This is a genomic window from Cobetia sp. BL01, assembly GCF_056493605.1.
On record NZ_JBVBEE010000003.1, the window covers coordinates 73,586 to 97,032 of the forward strand.

The 23,447-nt window shown below is 63.5% G+C and carries 20 protein-coding genes; 8 read left to right on the top strand and 12 right to left on the bottom strand.

Features of this window, described 5'->3' with window-relative positions; translation table 11 throughout:
* Nucleotides 1-599: 599 nt before the first annotated feature.
* Complete coding sequence (locus tag ACZYGA_RS06680) at nt 600-1,547, top strand: hypothetical protein (RefSeq protein ID WP_479398671.1); 948 nt, start codon at nt 600-602, stop codon at nt 1,545-1,547.
* Between the two features lie 20 nt (nt 1,548-1,567).
* Here the strand turns inward: ACZYGA_RS06680 and ACZYGA_RS06685 are convergent, their stop codons facing one another.
* The 9 genes from ACZYGA_RS06685 to ACZYGA_RS06725 form a co-directional block, all read right to left on the bottom strand.
* Nucleotides 1,568-2,020, bottom strand: coding sequence for an Lrp/AsnC family transcriptional regulator (locus ACZYGA_RS06685; RefSeq protein WP_077376692.1), 453 nt, complete (start codon nt 2,018-2,020; stop codon nt 1,568-1,570).
* Between the two features lie 190 nt (nt 2,021-2,210).
* Entirely contained in the window at nt 2,211-3,926 is a 1,716-nt protein-coding gene (ushA, locus tag ACZYGA_RS06690) for a bifunctional UDP-sugar hydrolase/5'-nucleotidase UshA (protein ID WP_479398673.1), read from the bottom strand.
* Nucleotides 3,927-4,277: 351 nt separating this feature from the next.
* The gene (locus tag ACZYGA_RS06695; protein WP_479398674.1) at nt 4,278-5,708 is read right to left on the bottom strand and encodes a uracil-xanthine permease family protein; all 1,431 of its coding nucleotides are present in this window, start codon (nt 5,706-5,708) and stop codon (nt 4,278-4,280) included.
* A gap of 274 nt (nt 5,709-5,982) precedes the next feature.
* Nucleotides 5,983-6,291, bottom strand: coding sequence for a putative quinol monooxygenase (locus ACZYGA_RS06700; RefSeq protein WP_084208749.1), 309 nt, complete (start codon nt 6,289-6,291; stop codon nt 5,983-5,985).
* Nucleotides 6,292-6,464: 173 nt separating this feature from the next.
* Nucleotides 6,465-7,124: an oxygen-insensitive NAD(P)H nitroreductase gene (nfsB, locus tag ACZYGA_RS06705; RefSeq protein ID WP_176503656.1), complete on the bottom strand. Its 660-nt coding sequence runs from the start codon at nt 7,122-7,124 to the stop codon at nt 6,465-6,467.
* Nucleotides 7,125-7,310: 186 nt separating this feature from the next.
* On the bottom strand, nt 7,311-8,855 hold the full coding sequence (gene guaD, locus ACZYGA_RS06710; RefSeq protein WP_479398675.1) for a guanine deaminase: 1,545 nt from the start codon (nt 8,853-8,855) through the stop codon (nt 7,311-7,313).
* Complete coding sequence (xdhC, locus tag ACZYGA_RS06715) at nt 8,852-9,859, bottom strand: xanthine dehydrogenase accessory protein XdhC (RefSeq protein ID WP_479398676.1); 1,008 nt, start codon at nt 9,857-9,859, stop codon at nt 8,852-8,854. The genes guaD and xdhC overlap by 4 nt, the downstream gene beginning before the upstream one ends.
* Entirely contained in the window at nt 9,856-12,270 is a 2,415-nt protein-coding gene (gene xdhB / locus ACZYGA_RS06720) for a xanthine dehydrogenase molybdopterin binding subunit (RefSeq protein ID WP_479398678.1), read from the bottom strand. The genes xdhC and xdhB overlap by 4 nt, the downstream gene beginning before the upstream one ends.
* On the bottom strand, nt 12,248-13,804 hold the full coding sequence (locus tag ACZYGA_RS06725) for a xanthine dehydrogenase small subunit (RefSeq protein ID WP_479398679.1): 1,557 nt from the start codon (nt 13,802-13,804) through the stop codon (nt 12,248-12,250). Before ACZYGA_RS06725 ends, xdhB begins: the two co-directional genes overlap by 23 nt.
* Before the next feature lie 451 nt (nt 13,805-14,255).
* Here ACZYGA_RS06725 and ACZYGA_RS06730 point away from each other — a divergent pair, with 451 nt between their 5' ends.
* The gene (locus ACZYGA_RS06730; protein ID WP_479398680.1) at nt 14,256-14,822 is read left to right on the top strand and encodes a TetR family transcriptional regulator C-terminal domain-containing protein; all 567 of its coding nucleotides are present in this window, start codon (nt 14,256-14,258) and stop codon (nt 14,820-14,822) included.
* 140 nt (nt 14,823-14,962) lie between these two features.
* On the opposite strand, the gene ACZYGA_RS06735 is transcribed toward ACZYGA_RS06730, so the two are convergent.
* Both ACZYGA_RS06735 and ACZYGA_RS06740 read right to left on the bottom strand, forming a co-directional pair.
* Nucleotides 14,963-15,538 carry a hypothetical protein gene (locus ACZYGA_RS06735; RefSeq protein WP_404625453.1) on the bottom strand — a complete coding sequence of 192 codons (576 nt, stop codon included), beginning with the start codon at nt 15,536-15,538 and terminating at the stop codon, nt 14,963-14,965.
* Nucleotides 15,535-15,891: a hypothetical protein gene (locus ACZYGA_RS06740; RefSeq protein ID WP_191236967.1), complete on the bottom strand. Its 357-nt coding sequence runs from the start codon at nt 15,889-15,891 to the stop codon at nt 15,535-15,537. The genes ACZYGA_RS06735 and ACZYGA_RS06740 overlap by 4 nt, the downstream gene beginning before the upstream one ends.
* 423 nt (nt 15,892-16,314) lie before the next feature.
* Between ACZYGA_RS06740 and ACZYGA_RS06745 the strand changes: the two genes are divergently transcribed.
* From ACZYGA_RS06745 to ACZYGA_RS06770, 6 genes are all read left to right on the top strand, one after another.
* On the top strand, nt 16,315-17,229 hold the full coding sequence (locus tag ACZYGA_RS06745; protein ID WP_479398681.1) for a MurR/RpiR family transcriptional regulator: 915 nt from the start codon (nt 16,315-16,317) through the stop codon (nt 17,227-17,229).
* Between the two features lie 621 nt (nt 17,230-17,850).
* On the top strand, nt 17,851-18,705 hold the full coding sequence (locus ACZYGA_RS06750; RefSeq protein ID WP_417285911.1) for a transporter substrate-binding domain-containing protein: 855 nt from the start codon (nt 17,851-17,853) through the stop codon (nt 18,703-18,705).
* A 47-nt stretch (nt 18,706-18,752) separates the two neighbouring features.
* Complete coding sequence (locus ACZYGA_RS06755; protein WP_136937857.1) at nt 18,753-19,478, top strand: amino acid ABC transporter permease; 726 nt, start codon at nt 18,753-18,755, stop codon at nt 19,476-19,478.
* On the top strand, nt 19,475-20,128 hold the full coding sequence (locus ACZYGA_RS06760; protein ID WP_479398683.1) for an amino acid ABC transporter permease: 654 nt from the start codon (nt 19,475-19,477) through the stop codon (nt 20,126-20,128). The genes ACZYGA_RS06755 and ACZYGA_RS06760 overlap by 4 nt, the downstream gene beginning before the upstream one ends.
* Nucleotides 20,112-20,930 carry an amino acid ABC transporter ATP-binding protein gene (locus tag ACZYGA_RS06765; protein ID WP_417285910.1) on the top strand — a complete coding sequence of 273 codons (819 nt, stop codon included), beginning with the start codon at nt 20,112-20,114 and terminating at the stop codon, nt 20,928-20,930. Before ACZYGA_RS06760 ends, ACZYGA_RS06765 begins: the two co-directional genes overlap by 17 nt.
* 64 nt (nt 20,931-20,994) lie before the next feature.
* Nucleotides 20,995-22,266 (top strand): amidase family protein, encoded by a 1,272-nt coding sequence (locus tag ACZYGA_RS06770; protein ID WP_479398684.1) that lies wholly within the window; start codon nt 20,995-20,997, stop codon nt 22,264-22,266.
* 113 nt (nt 22,267-22,379) lie between these two features.
* Here ACZYGA_RS06770 and puuE read toward each other — a convergent pair whose 3' ends face one another.
* Nucleotides 22,380-23,333: an allantoinase PuuE gene (puuE, locus tag ACZYGA_RS06775; RefSeq protein ID WP_218015177.1), complete on the bottom strand. Its 954-nt coding sequence runs from the start codon at nt 23,331-23,333 to the stop codon at nt 22,380-22,382.
* Nucleotides 23,334-23,447 lie beyond the last annotated feature (114 nt).

Sequence of the window (23,447 nt, forward strand, 5' to 3'; positions counted from 1 at the left end):
TGTCGGTGTTTCTGCATGCTCTTGAGTAGCGATGTCTTTCATTTGTCAGTTTTGAGGCTGTCATTTGTCATCGCGCTACGAGGATGACTCTGCAAGCCGTGTGCCATTTCGCCGCCTGAGAAATTTTTCCAATTATTTCAATGAAATATGTACAGGCAGAGGGCGCTGTTTTCCGTTGAGAATGCGCGCATGCGTCTCCGGAGTTGCACATGTGAGACCGTGGAGCCGCTGATGTGCGGAGTTCAGTGCCTGACAAATGTCAGAAGATGACGCCAATCGCGGCATTTGTTCATCGATAGCATCACGGAAGGTGACATCTGGCTCGCGAATGTGGGGTGGTGATGACCAATTGTCATGCTTGCCGCATTACGGTGCGCTTGAGTCATCGCGGTGCATTACCTCTGAGCGAGGCTGTCAGGAAAGGGCTTGGCACGAGAGGGCTGAGCGGTGCGTGGGCTGATAGGGACGGGGGGCAGGGAGAAGAGAGAGCTGGGCGGAGAGAGCCGACAGGGACATGAACGGGGCCGGTGATTGCCGGGCGATGACGACAGTCAGCAAGCCCGGTGGCATCATGCGGCTTTGCCCTGTTGGAGCCTTGCATGTCACCTCATGATTCTGACGATTCCGCTTCTCCCACGCCGGCCACGTCTGCCGTCTCCTCCACGCCTTTCGCGAAACATGCTGGCGTGCGCCTGCCTGCCGCCCCCGGCGCACCGACTGACGCGCGAATACCCCGCGCCTTACTGATCGCCATCCTGCTGGTAATGGCAGTGCTTGCCTGGTGGGAGCTGCCCCAGCAGTGGGCACGCGATGTCATCGATGCCACCCTGGGGCAGGCCTTCAGTGCCTTCGCCATCGCCAAGGGCCTGAATGCGACCATCTCGGTGCTGCAGTCCTCGACCATCGACCTGCAGGTATTTCAGGTCTCGCCCGGGGAGGCGCTGGACCCCGCCAATGACATGATCGAGCGCTTCTCGTGGGTGATGTTCGCGGCCACCGGCTCATTGGCGCTGCAGAAATTGCTGCTGGGCATCTCCGGTTCCGTGATCATCAAGAGCATGACCACCGTGGCCTGTCTGCTGGCGGTGTTCGGCCTGCTGGCCGAGGGCAGGCGGGCAGACAGCGAAGCCGGGCGCGTCCCTCCCTGGTGGCAGCAGGCACTCGTGCGCCTGGCGCTATGGGGCATCGCGCTGCGCTTTGCCGTGCTCAGTGTCGCGCTGGCCAGTGGTGCGGCAGGTCAGGCCTTTCTCGATGACAGCCGAGATGCGCAGATGGCGCAGCTGAGCGTGACGCAGCAGCAGCTGGCGGAAGTGGCGGACAAGCAGGTGGGAGGCGAGCACGAAGAGCGCAGCTGGTGGCAGCAGTTCAAGGGCAGTATGGAAGGCTGGGTCGGCGGGCCGATCACCAGTGTCACCGAGGGCTTTGATGCCATGACCGACAAGGTGATCGACCTCACCATGCTGTTCATCACCCAGACGGTGCTGTTCCCGCTGGGCTTTCTGTGGGTCACCATGCGCTTGCTGCGTGGGTTGGGTCGCATGCATTGATTCGCGACCCCGGCGCGTGCCTATAGCCGCGCGCCACCACGACGATGCTTGACGCGTGTCATCAGCGACTTGCAGTCGACGGAGAGAATCTCGTCACGATTGAAGATATGTTCGCGCACGAAGCTGTCGAAGGCTTCGTAGCTGTCGGTGAGGGTGTGGATGTGCAGGCTTTTCAGGTCGCTCATGATGTAGAGGCTGACCACCTCGACACAGGCGGAAAGCTCCTCGGCGATGCGCTCGATGGCGCTGGGCGCGACGGTCAGGTCCACGAAGGTGGAGATGCCCTTGCCGAGCTTGTCCGGGTTGATGACGGCGGTGAACTGCTCGATCACGCCACTCTCGACCAATGCCTGGACGCGTGAGCGGGCGTGAGCACGCGAGATGCCCAGCTTGCGGGCGATGTCGGCATAGGACATGCGGCCGTCCTTGATCAGCAGGTTGAGCAGTTCGCTGTCGGTGCGGTTGAGGTTCATGGGCCAGGGTCTCGACGGTCTTTGTGGTGGTGGTGCGCATGGCTTATCAAACCTGTGCGATCCGCACTTGTATAGTCCGACGTCAGCCTCTGGTGAGGATATCCCGGCTCTGGAAACGACTACGGGACGCCTTGGCGTCCCGTAGTGGTCTATCTCATTCGATCACATCGCGTCGCGAACGCGTTGAGCGTCACTGATAGACGATCTCGCCCTTCGGGGCGTACGCCGAGACATCGATCGGGCTCTGCTCGGCAAGGTAGGCCTTGAGCACATCGGCATCGACGAAGCCGGTATCCAGGTAGCCCGGCAGGTCAGTGACCTTCGGATAGCCATCCCCGCCGGCGGCATTGAAGCTCGGGACGGTAAAGCGATATTGCGCGCTTCTGTCCAGGGGCTGGCCCTGGATCATCACGTCAGAGACGCTGCCCTCGGCCCGGTCGACCTGCATGCTGATACCGGCAAACTGGGCATAGGCGCCGGAGTCCACCGGCTGGGTCGCCACGGCATTGAGGTAGTCGAGCACCTCGCTGCCCGACATGCTGACGACCCCCACGGTGTTGCCGAAGGGCAGTACGGTCAGCACATCCTTGTAGGTGATCTCGCCCTGGGGCAGGGAGGCGCGCACGCCACCTGAGTTCATCACGCCGAAGTCTGCCTTGCCGGCCTGCATGGCGGCGGTGGCGATCAGGCGGCCCAGATTGGTCTGGGCAAAGCGCACCACGTCGCGATCCCCCTCCAGCTTGCCGTTGCTCTGCGCGACGGTGACATTGAGCTGCGCCTGGCCCTTCTCCTGATAGGGGCGCAGGAACTCGAGCAGCTCGCTGTCCTCGGCGATTTCCTCCTTGACCAGCACCTTGTGACGCTCGCCGTTCACTTCGACGCTCTTCTTGAGGTTCACCGGGATCAGCTGATAGTTGAGCATGGTCAGTTCGCCATTGCGGAACTCGTAATCGGCACGCCCCACGTATTTGCCCCACTCGTGTGCCTGCACGATGTAGGTGCCGTTCTGGCGGTCCGGCTGGCAATCATCGCCGGGCGCAAAGTCCGCCATCCGGTTGACGCCCTCCATGCACACCGGCTCCTGGGAGTGCCCTCCGACGATCATGTCCAGCGCACCGGTGGGCAGGTAGCGCGCAAGCGCGACGTCGCCCGGCGCGTTGATGCCATGCTCGGCATTCTGATAATGCCCCATGTGGGTGACGGCGAAGATCAGGTCCGGCTGCTCATGCTCGTTCAGTTGCTCGATGACCTTGCGTGCCTCTTCCTTGGGATCGCGAAACTCGAGATTGCTGAAGTACTCGGGATTGCCGATGCGCACGGTGTCTTCGGTGGTCAGGCCGATCACCGCGATATGGACGCCGTCTTCATCGAAGATCCTGTAGGGCGCGAACAGACGCTCGCCGGTGGCCTTGTCGTAGATGTTGGCGGCCAGCATCGGGAAATTAGCCCATTCGCGCTGCTTGAGCAGCACGTCCAGCGGGTTGTCGAATTCATGATTGCCCACCGCCATGGCGTCATAGCCGATGCGATTCATGCCTTTGAAATCGGGTTCGGCCTGCTGCAGATCGGACTCCGGCACGCCGGTATTGATGTCTCCGCCGGACAGCAGCAGCACGCTGCCACCCTCGGATTCCACTTCGGCGCGGATGCGGTCGACCAGCGTCTTGCGCGCCGACATGCCGTATTCGCCATCGCTGCTGCGCCAGAAACGGCCGTGATGATCATTGGTGTGCAGCACCGTCAGGTGATAGGACGTGTCTGCCTGCCATTCATGATCCTGATGGCTGGCGCAGGCGCTGAGCGTGCTCAGCAATGCAGCCCCCAGCAAGGTCTTCAGCGCCAGGCGCGAGCGGGGGGATGTGCGCAAGCCCGGCGCGTTTGATGAGGTGAGTCGAGTGTTCAGCATGAGCGATACGTTCCTTGTGTCTGGCTCCGAGGCGCAATGGCGCGCTCCAGCCTCAAAGTGCTGATTGTCAGGGTGGCGATTGCAAGACTGTTGATGAGAAAGCGCTTATGTGTAGTGGGTGAAGGGTAACCGATGGCAAGGCACACCGCTGTACGAGTCTGTCTTGCCATTGTGGAGATTGGATGACCTGCTCACGAAGTGCGAGCTGTACGCCGTTTGCGTGCGTCAGCGAATGGCGTGAAGAAGTGTGGCTGACCTGTAGAAGCGCGACTGGCCTCAAGAGGCGACCGACATGAAAAAACCGGCCAATGGTGCGCCGGTTTTTTCATGTCTCATTGCGGCGCCTGCGGCTCAGGCGTGTTCCTGATCTGCGCTGATGCTGTCGGTGGACTCACACTCACTCGCTCTGGGATTGAACACCTCGGCATCTTCCATCTTCGGCAGCAGCAACTCGGCGAGGATGGCGGTCAGGCCGCCCATGGTGATCGGCGAGCGCAAGGCATCGGCGAAGGCCCCCGGAATCGCGTTCAGCACATCCGGTACCATGCCGACGCCCAGGCCAAGCCCCAGGGCCAGCGCGATGATCATCATCTCGCGACGCCCGATGGGCTGCGCCATCAGGATGCGGATGCCGGACACCGCGATCAGCGCGAACATCAGCGTGGTGGTGGCACCGAGCACCGGGCGCGGCATCTGCGTGAGCAGGGTGGCGATGAAGGGCGACAGGCCCAGCAACAGCAGGAAGCCCGCCACGTAGCGGCCCACATGGCGGCTGGCGATACCGGTCAGCTGGATCACGCCGGTGTTCTGACTGAAGGTGGTGTTGGGGAAGGTGCCGGCCAGCGCGCCGAGTGCGGAATTCAGGCCATCCCCGAGCACGCCGCCGCGCAGACGCTTCTGATGCGTGTCGTCATCCACGGCAAGCCCCGAGGCGCGTGCGCTGCCGGTGAGATCGCCGACGGTCTCGATGGCGGTGATAATGAAGATGAAGGCCACCGGCAGGAAGGCGGCCAGCGAGAAGTCGAAGCCGGTATTCAGCGTCGCCGGATGCGGCAGAGCGATCAGTGCGGCATCCGCCAGTTGTGGCGCATCGTACATGCCGCCCAGCGCCGCGATGATGCAGCCGACGGCCATGCCGATGAAGATGGAGGCGATTCTCAGCCACGGGTGACGCGAGACCTGACAGGCCAGTACCGTGATCAGCACGCAGCCGGCCAGCGCCAGATTGGCGGGGGCGCCGAAGTCCGCGGCACCGAAGCCGCCACCGATATCCGTCATGCCGACCTCGATCAGACTCAACCCGATCAGCATCACCACCACGCCTGTCACCACCGGTGTGATGACGCGCTTGAGCCATGGCAGTACCGTGCCCAATGCCATCTCGATCAGGCTGCCGGCCAGACAGGTGCCGAACAGTACCGCCAGCACCTGTTCGTCACTGGCATTCTGGCTGCGCGCGATCAGGCCGGCGGTGATCAAGGCCGACACGAAGCTGAAGCTGGTGCCCTGGATGCTCAACAGCCCCGAACCGAATGGCCCCAGGCGCTGGGATTGAATCCAGGTGGCGATCCCAGAGACCACCAGCGCCATCGACAGCAGACTGGCGGTGTAGGCCCCGAGCGATAGCGCACTGGTGATGATCAATGTCGGTGCAATGATGCCCGCCAGACTGGCCAGCAGATGCTGGGCCCCGGCGAGCGCCGAGATGGGAACGGAGGGGCAGCTCTCGAGGCCGAGCAGTGGCTCGTCGATCCCCTTGTGCTGGGAGGAAGCTTGGGTCATGGGACGCTCCTTGTCGGCTCGCGGCAAATGCGGGAGGAATGGGGCTGATGATCGAGGATGACGATGCGTGATCACGCCATGCGATTCGCGGGCGGGCAATTATAAGCAAGAAGTGAACCAATATCAGGTGTCTTTTGCTGTCACGACGTCTTGTCGCCGAGGCACTCGATGAGTGGCCGGATAACGCAGGACCCCGCCGAGCGTGACTCGGCGGGGTCCTGGAATTGATGTCCCTGTGGCCCGGGCAAGCGGGCGCAGGGTCAAGCGACTGGCGTCAGACTGTCAGCAGACGTTGGATCTTGAGGCCGATCTCGCCTTCCGCGAAGGCTCCCAGGAAGCCCTGGAAGTGCTCGGATGCCACGTGGGCTTCCAGCGCTTCTTCATCCCACCATTCCTCCAGTACCACGAAGTCGCCTTCCGGTACCGGCTCGCCTTCCTCGACCTGCTTGTCTACCGCGAAGAGTTCATATTGCAGACAGCCCTTGTCGGACTGACTCTTCTCGACCAGGTCGGCGAGAATGTCACGGGCCTTTTCCTGCTGGTCGGCGGGGAAGGTCAGAGTCGCGATAAGCTTGAGAGACATGGCATGAATCCTTTCGTGAACGAAAATGATGACGCGTGAAGCGGATGCCCCACGTGACCGGCGGACGATGGGACATGAGCAGAAACGGTGTCATGTCCGATGGGCGGATGCAATGCGGCAGGCACGGAGCCCCGTGGGGGAATGCGCTGCCCGCCGCTCGATGACCCCTGCGCTTACAGGCGAGTGAAGAGTTCGTCTGCCGGCAGACGGGACTTGGGCAGTTCCGCATTGAAGTCGTCAGCGGCGCGATAGCCAAGGCTCACGGCGACCAGGGCGTTGAAGCCTTTCTCGCGCAGCCCGAATTCGGCGTCCAGCGCCACCGGGTCGATGCCTTCCAGCGGCACCGCATCGATGTTCAGGCTGGAGGCGGCATACAGCAGGCTGCCGTAATTGAGGTAAACCTGCTTGTCCATCCAGTGCTGCATGTCCTTGAGATCATGACGATGCAGGTCGATGAACAGACGACGCGCGCCGTCCATCATGGCGCTGAACTCGTCATCCTTCTTGAAGCGACCATCAGAGGCTTCGGTATCCAGTAGATGGTTCAGGTAGTCGTCGTCCAGGGTAGTGCGGGTGCAGAACAGCACGACGTGAGACGCATTGGTGATCTTCGGCGAGTTGAAGGCGTACTTGTCATCCGTACCGGCACGTGCGAAGCGCTGCTTGGCATCGTCAGACTCCAGCACCAGGAAGTGCCACGGTTGGGAATTGACGCTGGAAGCGCTCAGGCGCATCACGTTTTCCAGTTCCTGCCAGTCGGCGGCGCTGATCTTGCGCGCCGGATCGAAGGCCTTGGTGGAATAACGACGTTGCATGATGGCAGTGGGAGTCATGATGACGGACCTCGTAATGCGTCGACATCACTGAGGGTGCCCAGGACGTTGGGAGAAGATGGCGCCATCATAACGAGTGGACTCAGCGTTGAGAATCCATGTCTCATGCACCTTTATGATGAAAAAATGGCACCAATTCTATAAATTGGCACCATTTGTCAGCATGTTGTCACACCTGTGATGCCCTCAGGGCATTAATGCTTCCGCCCTTGGGCGTGTCTTCGCAGCGGTGTGATCACTCAGCAGCATGCCGTGCCGTTTGCGGCAGCGGCCCGCCACATGCACCTCGCGAATCGCGCGGTCATCCCCGAGCATCATCAGGGCGAACAGCACCTCCCCCAGCGGTACCTGCTGTGGCTGTCCCCAGCGGGTACGCCGCGCCAGCAAGTGAGTCGCCGTGGGGTCGAGCACGATCACGTCCGCCTCCATCCCCGGACGCAGGTTGCCGACCTTGTCCTCCAGCCGCATGGCGCGCGCATTGCCCAGCGTCAATTGATAGAAGCCCTGCCAGGGCGTCAGTGGCTGGTTGGCACGTGACGCAAGCCCCGCCACATCATGGGCGACCGCACCGTGCAACTGACCGACCTGATAGGCAGCCTTGAGGCTCTCCAGCTGACACAGGCTGGAGCCACCGCCGACATCGGTGGCGATGCTGATGTTGATTCCCTGATGGCGGGCGCTGGCGCGATCGAACAGCCCGCTACCGAGGAACAGGTTGGAGGTCGGACAGAAGGCGATGCTGGCGCCACGATCCGCGATGCGCTGGCGCATGCCATCGTCCAGGTGGATGCCGTGGGCGAAGGTGGTGCGCTCGTGACTCAGGCCGACATCCTCATAGACCGCCAGATAATCCCGAGCCTCGGTGAACAGTTCCGCCACCCACTTCACCTCATCGAGGTTCTCGGCCAGATGGGTCTGCAAGTGCAGGTCCGGCTGGCACTTGAGCAGTTGGCCGGCGGCCTTGAGTTGCTCAGGCGTCGAGGTCGGGGCGAAGCGCGGGGTCAGCACATAGCCGAGGCGATCACGCCCGTGCCAGTCCGCGATCAGCCGCTCATCGTCCTTGAGCGCGATGACGCCTGAATCGAGCAGTGCCGGCGGCGCATTGCGATCCATCATCACGCGACCGGCATGCACACGCATGTCGCGGCTCCGCGCGGCCCGGAACAGGGCATCGGCACTGCTGGCATGCAAGGTGGCAAACACCTGGGCACTGGTGGAGCCATGACGCAGCAGCTCATCAAGAAAGATCTCGGCGACCTCGGCGGCGTGCGCGGGGTCGGCAAAGCGCTGCTCGGCGGGGAAGGTGTAGGTATTCAGCCAGTCGATCAGGCAGTGACCATAGCTTGCGATGATATCCAGCTGCGGGAAGTGCACGTGGGTATCGATGAAGCCTGGCATCATCAGACCGGTGACGCTGTGCGGCGGGCTCAGGCGCATCAGTTCACTCACGGCATCATGCCGGGCAAGCGAGTGGTGATCCCCCACGGCGACCACATGGCCGGCGTGCATCACCAGCAGGGCATCCGCGTAGTACTCGATGGCGGGGTCCTGCTCGCCTGACGCAAGTGTTCCTTGCGGGTCGTCCAGAGGCTCATCCAGGAAGTGCAGCAGGGCGCCACGCAACAGGCTGACGCTTTCTGGCGCCTTTGCGGCCGAGCGCAGCGCCGCCGTCAGTCGGCGGTCATCCAGGTGGCAGGCCACAGATAGCGGGGTGTCTTGGTCAGTCATCATTCGGCCTTCCGTGTCGGTTCTGTCTGGTGCATCGCGTCAGGGGCAAGGCGGGCGCGCAGCTGGCGGGCACCCTTGCGCGTCAGGCCATTGCCGTCCAATGATGGGGGGTGTGACGAGGTTGGGGAGTTCGCGTCGTCGGTCTGCTGGGCGGCTCGGCTGGCCTGCAACTGAAGCAGTTCGGCCACCACCGCGATCGCGATCTCCTCGGGGCGTTTGCCCGGAATCCCCGGCACACCGATCGGGCAGCGAATGCGGGCGACCTCGTGCTCGTCGAGATCGCCGCGCAGGCGCTGGCGAAAGCGCGCCCACTTGCTGCTGGAGCCGATCAGCCCCAGCGAGGCCAGGTCATCACGCGGTGCAAGAGCCGCCACCAGCGCCTGGTCCTCGACATGATCATGGGTCAATACCAGCACATGACTGCCCGCCCTCACTGGCAGCGAGTCGGAGGCCGGCGCCGCTTTCGAGAGCGGCAGGTCCGTCAGGATATTGAATGTCTGGCGCTGCACACGGCCCTCACTGCCCTCACTGCCCGCAGGAATCGTGGCGGACTCGAGCTGCTCGGCGCGTGAATCCCGCCAGTCGATCTGCCAGTCCAGCGGCGCCAGGAGGTGGACGATGGCCTGACCGACATGGCCGGCGCCGAACAGGGTCAGCCGTGGCGCAAGCGCCGGGTACAGCTCGATCAACACCTGCACGTGGCCACCACAGCATTGTTGAGCATGCTGGCCCAGCGCGATCTCCTCGAGATGACAGCCCGATTGTCCCTGCGCCAGCATCGCTCGGGCGCGCTCCACCACCAGCTGTTCCAGCCGGCCGCCGCCGAGGCTGTCGTGCAGCGTATCCGGGGTGATCAGCATCTTGCTGCCGGCACCTCGCGGGGCGGAGCCCGCCACCGTCACCACGGTGGCCAGGGCATGGGCCGTCAGCGCTGCCTGTGCCTCGGCGAGCGCCTGATACCAGCGGCTGGTCGCGGCACTCTTGATTGCCCTCTTGATTGCACTCATGACGGCACCTGCGTTGGCTCTGCGCCGGCAGTGGCGTGCTGCTCCTGCCAATCACGCTGCTCACGCGCCGCCAGCATCACGCGCTCCGGCGTGGCAGGGGTATCCAGGCGCACTGCGCGGCGGTAGTCGGTCAACGAGGCCAACGCATCGCGCAGCGCCGCCCACACGCTGATGGCGAGCATGAAGGGGGGCTCACCCACTGCCTTGGAGCGATAGATGCTGGCGGCCGAGTTGGGATGTCCTTCTAGCAGGCGTACCGTGATCGCGCCGTCGGGTACGTCGCTGATGGCGGGTATCTTGTAGGTGGCCGGGCCATCGGTCAGCAGGCGGCCCTCCTCGTTCCACTTGAGTTCCTCCGTCGTCAGCCAGCCCATGCCCTGCACGAAGCCGCCTTCTATCTGACCGATGTCGATGGCCGGATTGAGCGAATCTCCCACGTCGTGCAGGATCTCGGCGCTTTCCAGTCGGTATTCGCCGCTCAAGGTATCGACGACCACTTCACACAGCGCCGCGCCGAAGGCGTAGTAGTAGAAGGGGTGTCCGGTGCCACTTTCGCGGTCGTAGTGGATGTCCGGGGTGGCATAGAAGCCCTTCTCGGAGAGCGAGATGCGTTCCAGATACGCCGCCTGGATCAGCTCCCCCCATGTCATCAGTACGCCGCTCGGGCCATGCAGCTCGCCATTGTCGAGGCTCAGGCTGGCGCGTGGCTGGGCGAGATGTTCGGCGGCGAAGTCGAGCAGGCGCGCCTTGAGGCGCAGGCAGGCATCACGTGTGGCCATGCCGTTGAGGTCCGCTCCCGAACTTGCCGCGGTCGGTGAGGTGTTGGGTACCTTGTCGGTGCGCGTGGCGGTGATGCGCACCCTGTCCACGCTCAGGCCCAGCTCACGGGCCGCGACCTGAGTGATCTTGGTGTGCAGGCCCTGGCCCATCTCGGTGCCGCCATGATTCACCTGCACGCTGCCATCGGTATAGACATGCACCAGGGCGCCGGCCTGATTGAGGTGCTTGGCGGTGAAGGAGATGCCGAACTTCACCGGCGTCAGCGCCAGTCCCTTCTTCACCACCGGATTGGCGGCATTGAAGGCGCGAATCTCGGCGCGTCGTGCCCAGTAGTCGCCCTGCGCCTCGAGCTGGTCGATCAGCGTGGTGAGCAGTGGGTACTGATTGACGTGCTGGCCATAATGCGTGGTCTCACGGCCCTCGCAGTAGAGGTTGCGCTTGCGGATCTCCAGCGGGTCGCGCCCCAGACGCCTTGCGATATCCTCCATGGCCGCCTCGATGGCGAGCATGCCCTGCGGACCACCGAAGCCGCGGAAGGCGGTGTTGGACGCCACGTTGGTGCGGGCACGGATACCGCGCACATGGGCATTGCCGAGGTAATAGGCGTTGTCGGCATGGAACATGGCGCGATCGACGATGGCATCCGACAGATCCGGTGAGTGGCCGCAGTCGCCGGTCAGCTCGATGATGGCGGTGTCGATGCGCCCGCTGTCATCGACACCGAACTGGTAGCGGTGATGGAAGGGATGGCGCTTGCCGGTCAGGCGCATGTCGTCATTGCGGGGCAGTCGCAGTCTGGCGGCCCGCCCCGTACGACGCGCCACCAGGGCTGCCAGACATGCCACCGGCGCGGCCTGGGTTTCCTTGCCGCCGAAGCCGCCTCCCATGCGACGGGTTTCCACCGTGATGGCATGGAAGGGCACGCCCAGCACCTCGGCGATCAGCTTCTGGACTTCGCTGGGGTGCTGGGACGAGCTGTGCACCAGCATCTCGTCGTCTTCACCCGGCAAGGCCAGCGCTGCCTGGCTCTCCAGATAGAAGTGTTCCTGTCCACCGCTCTCAAGCTCGCCGTCCAATTGCCAGGCGGATCTGGCAAGTCGTTCGCTGACGCTTTCGCGTGTCGCTGCCCGGCCGTTGGCCAGACGTGCCTGGGTATGGGTCGGACGCACCAGATCACCGCGACTGGCGGCCTGGCAGGGATCAAGCGTCAGTGGCAAGGGGGTCACCGCCACCTTGGCCAGTCGCGCCGCCTGACGCGCCGCCCGCTCGCTCTCGGCGGCAACCACGAACAGCGCCTGACCATGGTGACTGATGCGATCACTGACCAGCAGCGGGTCGCCGGGGAAGACCGGGCCGACATCGCGGTGGCCGGGGATGTCTGAAGCGCTGAGCACACAGACGACGCCGGGGGCGGCCCGCACCGCATCAAGAGCCAGGGAATCCAGAGTGGCATGCGCGACCTCGCTCATGCCGATGGCCAGGTGCAGCGTGCCTGCGGGGAGTGGCAGGTCGTCGACGTAGCGTGCCGTGCCACTGACGTGACGCTCGGCGCTCTCATGCTGATGTGACGGCGAAGCGTTCGTGGCCGGAGTGGCACTGGGGTCGGACTCAAGACTGTTCAAGGTACGCATCGAGGCTCTCCAGTGGCATGAGGGGGGCAGTCGCGTGACGTTCATTGTGGATTCGCTGCGCCACTCGGGGGACCAGATGGCTGGCGGCCAGCAGACGATACTCGCGGGAGCCACGCACGTCCGAGAGAGGCGAGAAATCGGCCTGGATGGCCTGCTCGATCCTGTGGCGAGTGAGGGTGTCGAGCTGGGCGGGCGTGAGCGATTCCAGCGTTTCACGGCTCAGGAGTGCCTCGAGATGCGGTGCACGTGTCGGAATGCCGGCCATGCCGCCGAAGGCGACTCGCCAGTGCTGAGCATGGCCACTGGCATCGCGCCGCCAGGCGAAGACCCCCAGCAGCGTGGAGATGTCATCATCTCGCCGTTTGGAAAGCTTGTGGACCGCCAGCCGCTGATTGTGAACCGGCCGCGGCAGGAAGAGAGAATGGATGATCTCGTCCGGCATCAATTGAGTGCGCTTGTAGTCGAGGAAGAAGTCCTCAAGCTTGAGGATGCGCTCCCCATCGACACTCATCAGCTGGAGATAGGCCTCCAGCGCGATCAACAGCGGCGGCATGTCCCCGATGGGTGAGGCGTTGCCGATGTTGCCGCCCAGCGTGCCGCGATTGCGGATCTGTTCACTCCCCAGGCGAGTGAGCAGCTCCGCGCCCTCGGGATAGTGTTCACGCAGCAGTGGCATCAGCTGGCGGTAGGTCACCGCAGCGCCGATCCACCAGCCTGCCTGGCCGGCGTGTTCCCCTTCCTCGATGGTGCCAAGTGCCGCGACACGCGTGGTATCGATCAGTGCCGGGAAGTCACGCAGGCGTTGCGTGTATTCGAGCATCAGATCCGTGCCCCCCGCGATCAAGGGCGCCTGGGGATGTGCGGCGCGCAGCGCCAGCAGATCTTCAAGACGGGTGGGACGATGGAAGGTGCCCGAGGCTTCCAGTTCGCTATCTCGCTCGCGACGGGACGCTGAATTCGTCTCGCCAGTGGCGGGCTGACAAGCTGCCTGCCCGGATGACAGCAGGGTGGCCGGCCCGAATTCTCCCTGCAGCAGGCGATGGGCAGCCTCGCGTATCGGTCGATAGCCTGTGCAGCGGCACAGATTGCCGCCCAGCGCATGGTCGATCATCTGATCGCGCCGCGCGGCATCGATACTCTCGCCCTCTGCGCTGCGCAGCTGATGATCGGCGTGCAGCACCGCCAGGCTCATGGCGATGCCCGGGGTACAGAAGCCACATTGGCTGGCGTGGGTCGTCACCAGCGCTTGCTGCACCGGGGAAAGCGAGGAGGTGGCGGTCTCGTTCGCCAGTCCCTCGATGGTGATCAACTCGCAATCCTGCAGCTGGTGGGCGGGCATCAGGCAGGCATTGACCGTCGTCATGGGCTGGCCCGGCACCTGCAAGGCAATCGTGCAGGCGCCGCAGTCACCGGACGCGCAGCCTTCCTTGGTGCCGGTATGCCCCAGAGAGGTGCGAAGGGCTTCAAGCGTTGTCGTTCCCGGTGCAGGCGCGGGCAGCTGACGCGCGTGTCCGTTCAAGGTGAAGTCGATCATGCAGGCATCCCGTCAGGTCGTCTTGTCATTGTGGTGCCTTCAGGCGTATGGCACAGCCGAATCTGGGCATCGCGGGCCCGATTGGCGTCTTCGAGTGTCAATGTAACAGCTCATGTTGTATTTCTAGCAAGAATCTGACCAAATGGTCAGCCCATGGTGTGGTATTTTTCCGTGGATGGCGCAAGTGCGCGTCAGGAGAGCGACGCATCGAGCGTATCGCGCCTGCCCGGGGTGAGCATTCTGACCACAGCATCGTGACGTGAGGCCGAAATCGAAGGTCATGTTCCGGTGCTGTGGTCAAGATGCTCGAACGATAACGTCTATTTGATGAGTGATGCTGATGCCTGCAGATTCTCCTTCTTCCCTGTATGCCGAAGTTCGTCGTTCCCGAAGTGCGGAATTCAGTCCGACACCCACCAGCTCTCCCCGTGAGCAGGCGGAAAGTCGAATCATGGAAGCTGCCGAGTGTGTCTTTGCCTGTCACGGCTATCGTGGCAGCACACTCAAGCAGATCGCGGACGTGGCCGAGTTGCCCAAGGCCAATCTGCTGTATTACTTCGGTTCCAAGGAAAAGCTCTATGTGCATCTGCTGGAGCAGACGCTGACGCGCTGGAATGCGTCACTTGAGGACATCACGGCCGATGATGACCCGCGCGAGGTGCTGGAGGCGCTGGTGCGCGTCAAGCTCAAGCTGGCACGCCAGGCCCCACAGGCATCGCGCCTGTTCGCGGCGGAGGTGATCAGCGGCGCGCCGTTTCTGCGTGACTATCTCAGCGGAGAGTTGCGTCAGTGGGTCCAGGCGCGCTGCGAGGTGATGAAGGCGTGGATGGCAGCTGGCAAGCTGCGCGAGGCGGAGCCGATGTGGGTCATCTATCTGATCTGGTCCACCACGCAGCACTACGCGGACTTCGCCGCCCAGATCGACCAGCTGGGCGGTGCGCCGCGCACGGATGAGGACTGGGAACAGCTGGCGGACTTCGTGGCCAGCACGCTGTGTGATGGTCTCTGTCCGCGCTGAGCCATCGGTTCGGCCAGATGGGTCATGGCAGACACGACAACGCCCGCTCCGGTGTTCCCGGCGCGGGCGTTGTCGTGTCTGCTGGTGCGTGTCATCGGAATGTCGTCGAGATGAGGGAAGGGGGAGCCGGAACAGGAGGCTCAGCTGGCCAGCTCAAGTGCACTCGCGGCCTGGCTCGTCAGGTGGGCGCCGTTGCGTTGCTCCGGCTCACAATGCTGATGCATCTGCCAGCCATCGCGGGCGTCCTGCGCCAGATAGATCAGTGCGGCATCGGCAGTGAGCCAGAGTCTGGCAAGATCACGTTGATGTCGGGTGCGGTTGGCAATCGGCAGGGCATCCGCACACACGATGACCACCGGCGCCTTGAGCAGCCAGCGTGGCGCATGGCTTGGCCAGCTGTGGTGCACGGCGTCCAGCCAGGGTGCCTTGGGGCTGGCGGGGGAGGTCTGCCAGCGCCAGCCACGGCCGACTTCCAGGATGCCGCGTGAGGTCCACAGGAGGCTGCGACGTGGCAGCTGTGCTTCCAGGCTTGCCAGCAGCGCGCTGTCACTGTCGGCCAGTGACTGGATGGCGCCCCGCTCGAGCGCCAGGCGTTCGCCGGCATGTAGTCCGGCGTCGATGTCGAAGGTCACGCGCATCACGGGTTCGGCGTTCACTGCGCAGTTTTCCAGCGGGATGTGCATGCCGCATTCCATGCCGATGGTATAGACACTCATGCCAGCATGCCCCGACGGACCATGCTGTGACGCAACAGGGTCTGATGGCGATGCTCGGCTTCCCAATCCGCGTGCACCTTGTGGTTGATGTTCGGGTCAAAGACGGCCTGTTGCTGGGCGACGCGTGATGCGTCGATATCACCGACCGCACGGGTGTCGCTCACCTGCGAGGACATCAGCAGGGGCGGAGCTTCGTAGCCCATTGCCATCACGCCCAGCAGTTGAGAGGCGCAAGCGGGGGTGTCAGCGGCTTTCTCTGCGCCCACTGCCAGAGGAGTGAAGGTCTGTGCGGCAAGCTTGTGAGTCATGGCCCGACAGGTATCGAGCAGAGTGGTCATCGTAGAGGTGGCCATGAGACAACTCCTTGCGCCACGCGAGCGCTTGATCGGTAAATTTGCCATCCGGGTGTTCGGTGGGTGTCCTGTCGGGTGGCGCATTGCCTGTGCCCGCAGGTGCCCACTTCATGTTTAGCGATCTGCATGCCGCTCCAGGGAGAATTACGCCAAATCAACCACTTGGTGAACACGTGCTGAGGCCGTGCCTGTCATCGCCAGCCCTGCAGCTCATGTGATGGGCCGAATTCCCGGGTCAACCGCCACCCGAGAGGGCAATTGATGCACTGTCACCTTGCCGCTGGCCCGACGCTTGCACTGTGATGAGGCACAATGACGTCTGGGGCATCCTTGAGCCCCGGGCGCGACGCCAGTCCCCCGTTGCCATATCAGACCCTGAGTGGCGGCCCACGGGGTGCCATGACACCAGAGAGACCCTTCGCCATGACTCAAGCCACGCGTGATGACTCCAGTGCTTCAGCCACTGACTCCGAGATGCATTCTCGCGCTGCGGCAGCGTCGCTGGCAGGCCAGAGCCTGCATCAGCGCCTGACTCACCACCTTGAGCGATTGACCCCCAACGAGCAGCGTATCGCGCGTTTTCTGCTCGCGCATCAGGATGAGCTGGCGCTCTACAATGCCGCCGAGCTCTCACGGCTGACGCATGTCTCCAAGGCCACCGTCAGTCGCCTGTTTCGCCGCCTCGGCTATCAGGACTTCCGGGAGGCACGTGATCAGGCGCGCAGCCTGCGTCATGCGGGCGTGCCTGTCGTCTCGAGCACGCCCACGCCAGACCACCATCAGCGCCACTATGAGCAGGAGTGTCGCAACCTGCGTCAAGCACTGGCGGCGCTGGACATGCTCGACATGGAAGCGCTGGGCCGCACCCTGGCCAATGCCGAACGCTTGCAGATCATCGGCTTTCGCAACGCCTATCCGCTGGCACTGCATCTGCGCCAGCAACTGCTGCAATTGAGAGGGCAGGTGGCGGTCCTGCCCCAGCCGGGCCAGTCACTCGGAGAGGAGGTCGCGCGGCTGAGCGCCACTGACGCCGTGGTGATATTCGCCATGCGCCGGCGCCCGCAGGGGCTGGCACGCCTGCTGGGGTGGCTGGGCCAGGCTCCCTGCACGGTACTGCTGGTTTGCGATGACAGCCTGAGCGAGATTCCTGCCGGTATCGAGCATGTGCTGCGCTGCCCGCTGGACAGTGTCAGCGCTTTCGACAGCTATGCCGCCGCCATGAGCCAGATCAACCTGCTGGCCACACGCCTGCTGCATGACGACCTCGTCGCTGGTCGCAGCCAGATTCGCCGGGTGACGGACACCTTCGAGTCACTCGAGGAGCTGGGAGACGGCTAGCAGTGTCATTGCGGTTGCCTGCGCTGCCGCCCATCCCATCACGATGCTTCACGCCCTGCGGGTTGCGCGCACCCGCAGGGCGCATGAACTGCCTGATTGCACCAACAGCGACCCTTTTCATGTCGATGACGCCTGGACACTGTGCGTTCGAAGAAGCGTCATCGAGGGCGTGCAATGCAACTTCTCTCCCTCGCACTGCCTTCCCGCTCGTGTTCAAGCCCGGCCTCTAGCCCGCCCCAGGCTCTCTTGAGGCCCGTCATCTGGCCTGTCTTCACGCCTGCACTTCATCACCTGAACCATTGTCAGACGAGCGCTTCGTGCACGTTCGGGCCCTGCTGGCGTGGCGTTGGCACACTCGTTGCAAAGATGGATAAGGGAATCACTTGTTTCATTGGTCAGGATTTGAGTTTCACGTTGCCCGCCAATGCGACGAGGAGTCAGCGGACAGGACTCGTCCGATAGGGCCCATCAGACAGGGCTTGTTGAAGAGGGATTGCCAGACAAGCCCTCGCGAAACACCACTGCGATAACCACCAACAACAATGAAACGCCCCAGGGCGCCGAGCGCATGATGAGTCGTTCTCCTCAGCGCTCGGAATTGACTGACACCGGAGTCGACCGATGAGCAAGCGTCACGAGAGCAAGGCCTTCAAGCACGCATCACGCACAGGCAACACGCAACGTCTTGGCAACTGGTTGCGCAAGGGGATTCTGCTGGCCGTCTGGGGCACGCTGGCCGCCACGGCCCTGACGGCCCGTGCGGATGCGCTGAGCGATATCACCGACAGCGGAGTGCTGAAGGTGGCGGTGCCCCAGGACTTCCCGCCGTTCGGCTCAGTCGGGCCGGACCTTGAACCACGGGGCTACGATATCGACATGGCGCGCTATCTGGCGGATGAGATGAACGTGAAGCTGGAGCTGGTGCCGGTCACTTCGGCCAATCGCATCCCTTACCTGCAGACCCGCAAGGTCGATCTGGTGATCTCGAGCCTGGGCAAGAATCCGGAGCGTGAGAAGGCGATCGATTTCTCCGATGCCTACGCACCGTTCTTCCTTGGCGTGTTCGGTGAGAAGGGCAGAGAGGTGGACTCCGCCCAGGGGCTGAGCGAGAAGACCATCGGCGTGACACGTGGCTCGGTGGAAGACATGGAGCTCAGCAAGGTGGTGCCGGAATCGACCACCGTGAAGCGCTTCGAAGACAACAACACGACCTTGTCAGCCTTCCTGTCGGGGCAGGTCGAGATGATCGCCACCGGCAACCTGGTCACCGCCGCCATCGCCGAACGCAATCCCTCTCGCGTACCGGTCAGTGTACTGCCGCTCAAGAACTCTCCCTGCTATGTGGGCATGCGGCATGACACGCCGGCGCTCAAGGCGCGCGTGAACGAGCTGATCGCCCAGGGGATCGAGGACGGCACGCTCAACGCGCTTTCCGAGACCTGGTTCAAGGCGCCGCTGCCGTCACTGGATGCCTGAATCGAGCTGTCGCACGCCTGACTCCCTTTTCCCGTGAGGCTTGATCGATGAACTATCTCCCGGATTTCTCGCGCCTGCTGCCGTATCTGCCCGACCTGCTGGCCGGGCTGATGACGACGGTCTGGTTGACCATTCTGACCACCACGCTGGGGATACTCGGTGCGGTGATGTGTGTCTGGCAGCGCCATCGTGCGCCGACCAGCGTCTTCAGCCGGCTGCTGGGCATGCTGGTGGAGCTGCTGCGCAATACGCCCTTCATCGTCCAGCTGTTCTTCATCTTCTTCGGCCTGCCGGCGCTGGGGCTGTCACTCAGCGCCGAGATGGCCGCGGTGATCGCGATGACACTCAACCTGGCGGCCTACAGCAGCGAGATTCTGCGTGCCGGTGTCGATGCCACCGGTCGCGGCCAGTGGGAGGCCGGGCGTGCGCTGGGTCTCACGCCCTGGCAGCGCTATCGCCATGTGGTGCTGATGCCGGCGCTGGAACGCATGTATCCGGCGCTGACCAGCCAGTGTGTGATCGTGATGCTGGGCTCCGCCGTGGTCTCCCAGATCAGCGTGGCGGACCTGACCTTCGCGGCCAACTTCATCCAGTCACGTACCTTCCTGAGTTTCGAGAGCTACGTGGTGACGGCAGGCATGTACCTGCTGCTGGCCATCGCGATGCGCGCCTTGCTCAACCGCATCGGGCGTCGTCTGTTCGGCTTTCGCCACCTGACGCCAGCCCCGCGCCGCCGTCTGTCTTCCCATGTGCTGAGAGAGGCCCACTCATGATCGACTTCACGCTGTGGGACATCCTGCGCAACTTGCTGCTGGCGGCGCGCTGGACGCTGGCGCTGTCTCTGATTGCCTTCATTGGCGGTAGCCTGGTCGGGCTGGCGCTGACCTTTCTGCGCCTGACCCGCTGGCCGGGGGCGGCACTCTTCTGTCGCCTCTACACGGAGCTGTTTCAGGGCACGCCGCTGTTGATGCAGCTGTTTCTGGCCTTCTTCGGCGTGGCGGTCTTCGGGCTGGATGTCTCGGCCTGGACGGCGGCGGCGGTCGCGCTGACGCTGTTCAGCAGTGCCTTCCTGCACGACATCTGGCGTGGCTGTGTCGAGGCGGTGCCCAAGGGGCAGTGGGAAGGGGCGCGAGTGCTGGGGCTCGGTTATCTGAAGACCATGCGTCACATCATCCTGCCGCAGGCGCTGCGCATGGCCATCGCACCGACCGTCGGTTTCTCGGTGCAGATCATCAAGGGCACCGCGCTTGCCTCGGTGATCGGCTTCGTCGAACTGATCAAGGCCGGCACCATGCTCAACAACGCCACCCTGGAACCCTTCACCGTCTTTGCGCTGGTCGCGTTGCTGTATTTCGCCATGTGCTATCCGCTCTCGCGGCTGGCTCGCCACCTGGAGGCACGTCTCAATGTCACTGCTCGCTGAAGTTTCCCCGCTGGACACCGTCTCATCCGATTCCTCGGTCACCGAGAGTGCTGCCGTCTCCGAGAAGGCAAAGGCGCCGCTGGTCAGCCTGTCGGCGCTCACCAAGTCCTTCGGCGATCTGACGGTGCTCAAGGGCATCGATCTTGAAGTGCGCCAGGGCGAGGTGGTCTCGATCATCGGTCGCAGCGGCTCCGGCAAGAGCACCTTGCTGCGCTGTATCAACCAGCTGGAACAGCATGACGGCGGTAGCATCCACGTCGCCGGCAATCTGCTGGACGGTAGCGAGATGGACGCCGCCGCTCTGGCGCAGGATGTCGGCATGGTGTTCCAGAGCTTCAATCTGTTCCCCCACAAGCGCGTCGGCGAGAACGTGATGCTGGCGCCGATGCTGGTCAAGGGCGTTGCACGGGATGTCGCGGAGCGCGAGGCCCGCGAGATGCTGGCCAAGGTCGGGCTAGGGGAGAAATTCGATGCCTGGCCGAGCCAGCTCTCCGGTGGCCAGCAGCAGCGGGTGGCGATCGCGCGCGCCCTGGCGATGCACCCCAAGGTGTTGCTGTGTGACGAGATCACCTCGGCGCTGGACCCGGAGCTGGTCGGCGATGTGCTCAAGGTGCTGGAGCAGCTCAAGCGTGAGGGCATGACGTTGATTCTGGTGACCCATGAGATGAATTTCGCCCGCGATGTGGGGGATCGCGTGATCTTCATGCACCAGGGGCGTGTGCATGAATCAGGCGACCCCGCGACGCTGTTTGCCAATCCAGCCACGGAAGAGCTGCGCCAGTTCCTTGGCGCGGTGCTGTGATCACACCGCACCGCGCCACGCCACGAAGGCGAACCCCCTGATGAGTCGAAAGGAGTCGGTCCCGATGGACAAGCGTATCTATGTTGCCCCGGCGCGTTTCTCCGGGCCGAAGGGAGAGGGGTCTCTTGAGGGTAAGCGACTGGTGGTGAAGGATCTGTTCGCGATCAAGGGCGAGCGCACCGGACAGGGCAATCCTGACCTGCTGGCGAGCGCTCCCATCGAGCGGGAGACGGCGCCCAGCGTGTTGGCGCTTCTGAAGGCGGGGGCCGATTATCGGGCGCGCACCACAACCGATGAGCTGGCCTACAGCCTCAATGGCACCAATGCCCATTGTGGCACGCCGCAGAACCCGCGTGCGCCGCTGAGGTTGCCGGGAGGCTCAAGCGTAGGCTCTGCCGTAGCGGTGGCGCGCGGTGAGGCGGAGATCGGGCTGGGAACCGATACCGGTGGCTCCATTCGCGTGCCGTCCAGCTACTGTGGGCTCTACGGGCTGCGGCCGACCCATGGCCGCATTGACATGTCAGGCCTCAAGCCGCTGGCGCCGCGCTTCGATACCATCGGCTGGATGACGCGGGATCTCGCGACGCTGACGCAGGTCAGTGAGGTGTTGATGCCGCCAACGACAGCGACTCGTTTGCCGGCAAGACTCATCCTGCTGGTGCCGGAAGGGCTGGCGGCGGGGCCTTATCAGCGACTGCTGGGGCCGCTGGCGCGTCGTCTTGAATCACTCGGTTTTCGCTGCGAGCGGCGAATGTTGAGCCAGGCCTTCATGGCGAGGGCCAGTGAGGCCTTTCGGATTCTGCAGGGCTGCGAGATTCGTCGTACGCACCAGGCATGGTTGAGTACGCCGGAGCAGGGCCCCGACTCTCGCTGGCCGCAGCTGAATCCGGATATCGCGGCGCGCCTCAAATGGTGCATGACCCTGAGTGATGCCGACGAGCAGGCAGCAGAAGCCAAGGCAGACACCGTGCGCCGCTGGTATCGCCAGCAGCTGGCAGCCAGTCATGAGGGCGGCGAGAGTGCCTGCGACGATGGCAGTGCGGCTGCCCATGCCGAGGCCACCAGCGAGGCGGTGTTCGTGCTGCCCACCACGCCGGGCGCCTCACCGCTGCTGGGCGCAAGCCTCGAGGAGATGGAGGCCTATCGTCATCGCCTGATGGGACTCACTGCACTGGCCGGCTTGAATGGCGCACCGCAATTGAGTCTGCCGTGGCTGACCGATGACGCAGCGCGGCTGCCGGAGGAGGCTGCACCACCGCCCTGGGGCGTCTCATTGCTGGGCCTGCCGGGCCGTGATGAGAGCCTGCTGGCATTGGCCTGCATGTTGGAAAACTGACCAGCATGCTGGAAGACTGACTGGCGCAGCCTTGAAGGTGCGATCGCTGACCTTCGCTGGATTCAATCACAAACGCCGCATCCCGAAAGGGCTGCGGCGTTCTTTTTGCGATGTCAGCTGGCGGGGGTATAGGGATGCTCACGCTGCCAGTGCTCGGCGATATCGATGCGACGGGTGATCCATACCCTGTCGTGGGACTGGACGTAATCGAGGAAGCGTTTCAGTGCCGCGAAGCGTCCCGGTCGTCCGGCGATCCGACAGTGCAACCCGATGGAGAGCATCTTGGGTGCCGTGTCGCCCTCGGCGTAGAGCACGTCGAAGGCGTCACGCAGGTACTGGAAGAAGTCCTCACCGTTGTTGAAGCCCTGGGCGCTGGCGAAGCGCATGTCATTGGTGTCCAGGGTGTAGGGGACGACGAGATGCGGCACCTGCTCGCCATTGGCGGTGGTCACCTCCATCCACAGCGGCAGGTCATCGCCGTAGTAATCGCTGTCGTAGGTGAAGCCGCCGTGCTCCACCACCAGTCGGCGGGTGTTGGGACTGTCGCGCCCGGTGTACCAGCCCTGTGGTGCGTGACCGACCAGCTCGCGATAGCTTTCCACCGCGCGCTCCAGGTGGGCGCGCTCATGGGCTTCATCCATGTGCTGGTAATGAATCCAGCGCCAGCCGTGACTGGCGATCTCATGACCATCCTCCAGGAAACGCGCGACCAGGTCCGGATGCCGCGCCAGCGCCATGCCGACACCGAAGACCGTCAGCGGCAACTCCCGGCGCTTGAATTCATCAAGAATCCGCCACACGCCACTGCGCGAGCCATATTCGTAGATCGACTCCATGCTCATGTGCCGCGCGGGGTAGGCCTCGGCACCGATGATCTCGGAGAGAAACTTCTCGCTCTCGCTGTCACCGTGCAGCAAGCAATTCTCGCCGCCTTCCTCATAGTTGAGCACGAACTGCACGGCGATCCTGGCACCCCCCGGCCAGTTGGCATGGGGGGGGTTGGCACCATAACCGATCAGATCACGCGGATAGTCGTCGCCCCACAGGGCATTGTCGTTGTCTGGCATCGTTCGGCTTCCTTGCGACCGGGGAGCGGAAAGGGGATGAGGCACTGTTCTATTGCCCATTGACGTGCAGGCTTTGTGCCATCTCGGGGCAAAGGCACGCCTGGCGTCACCCTG

What these genes read in the sequence shown, in the direction of transcription:
- ACZYGA_RS06735 (WP_404625453.1), bottom strand. Translation starts at nt 15,538, where the DNA reads ATGAGTGTCTATACCATCGGCATGGAATGCGGCATGCACATCCCGCTG.
- ACZYGA_RS06680 (WP_479398671.1), top strand. Translation starts at nt 600, where the DNA reads ATGTCACCTCATGATTCTGACGATTCCGCTTCTCCCACGCCGGCCACG.
- ACZYGA_RS06685 (WP_077376692.1), bottom strand. Translation starts at nt 2,020, where the DNA reads ATGAACCTCAACCGCACCGACAGCGAACTGCTCAACCTGCTGATCAAG.
- ACZYGA_RS06750 (WP_417285911.1), top strand. Translation starts at nt 17,851, where the DNA reads ATGAGCAAGCGTCACGAGAGCAAGGCCTTCAAGCACGCATCACGCACA.
- ACZYGA_RS06745 (WP_479398681.1), top strand. Translation starts at nt 16,315, where the DNA reads ATGACTCAAGCCACGCGTGATGACTCCAGTGCTTCAGCCACTGACTCC.
- xdhB (WP_479398678.1), bottom strand. Translation starts at nt 12,270, where the DNA reads ATGCGTACCTTGAACAGTCTTGAGTCCGACCCCAGTGCCACTCCGGCC.
- ACZYGA_RS06765 (WP_417285910.1), top strand. Translation starts at nt 20,112, where the DNA reads ATGTCACTGCTCGCTGAAGTTTCCCCGCTGGACACCGTCTCATCCGAT.
- ACZYGA_RS06770 (WP_479398684.1), top strand. Translation starts at nt 20,995, where the DNA reads ATGGACAAGCGTATCTATGTTGCCCCGGCGCGTTTCTCCGGGCCGAAG.
- ACZYGA_RS06725 (WP_479398679.1), bottom strand. Translation starts at nt 13,804, where the DNA reads ATGATCGACTTCACCTTGAACGGACACGCGCGTCAGCTGCCCGCGCCT.
- ACZYGA_RS06755 (WP_136937857.1), top strand. Translation starts at nt 18,753, where the DNA reads ATGAACTATCTCCCGGATTTCTCGCGCCTGCTGCCGTATCTGCCCGAC.
- ACZYGA_RS06760 (WP_479398683.1), top strand. Translation starts at nt 19,475, where the DNA reads ATGATCGACTTCACGCTGTGGGACATCCTGCGCAACTTGCTGCTGGCG.
- xdhC (WP_479398676.1), bottom strand. Translation starts at nt 9,859, where the DNA reads ATGAGTGCAATCAAGAGGGCAATCAAGAGTGCCGCGACCAGCCGCTGG.
- ACZYGA_RS06700 (WP_084208749.1), bottom strand. Translation starts at nt 6,291, where the DNA reads ATGTCTCTCAAGCTTATCGCGACTCTGACCTTCCCCGCCGACCAGCAG.
- ACZYGA_RS06695 (WP_479398674.1), bottom strand. Translation starts at nt 5,708, where the DNA reads ATGACCCAAGCTTCCTCCCAGCACAAGGGGATCGACGAGCCACTGCTC.
- ACZYGA_RS06730 (WP_479398680.1), top strand. Translation starts at nt 14,256, where the DNA reads ATGGAAGCTGCCGAGTGTGTCTTTGCCTGTCACGGCTATCGTGGCAGC.
- guaD (WP_479398675.1), bottom strand. Translation starts at nt 8,855, where the DNA reads ATGATGACTGACCAAGACACCCCGCTATCTGTGGCCTGCCACCTGGAT.
- ACZYGA_RS06740 (WP_191236967.1), bottom strand. Translation starts at nt 15,891, where the DNA reads ATGGCCACCTCTACGATGACCACTCTGCTCGATACCTGTCGGGCCATG.
- puuE (WP_218015177.1), bottom strand. Translation starts at nt 23,333, where the DNA reads ATGCCAGACAACGACAATGCCCTGTGGGGCGACGACTATCCGCGTGAT.
- nfsB (WP_176503656.1), bottom strand. Translation starts at nt 7,124, where the DNA reads ATGACTCCCACTGCCATCATGCAACGTCGTTATTCCACCAAGGCCTTC.
- ushA (WP_479398673.1), bottom strand. Translation starts at nt 3,926, where the DNA reads ATGCTGAACACTCGACTCACCTCATCAAACGCGCCGGGCTTGCGCACA.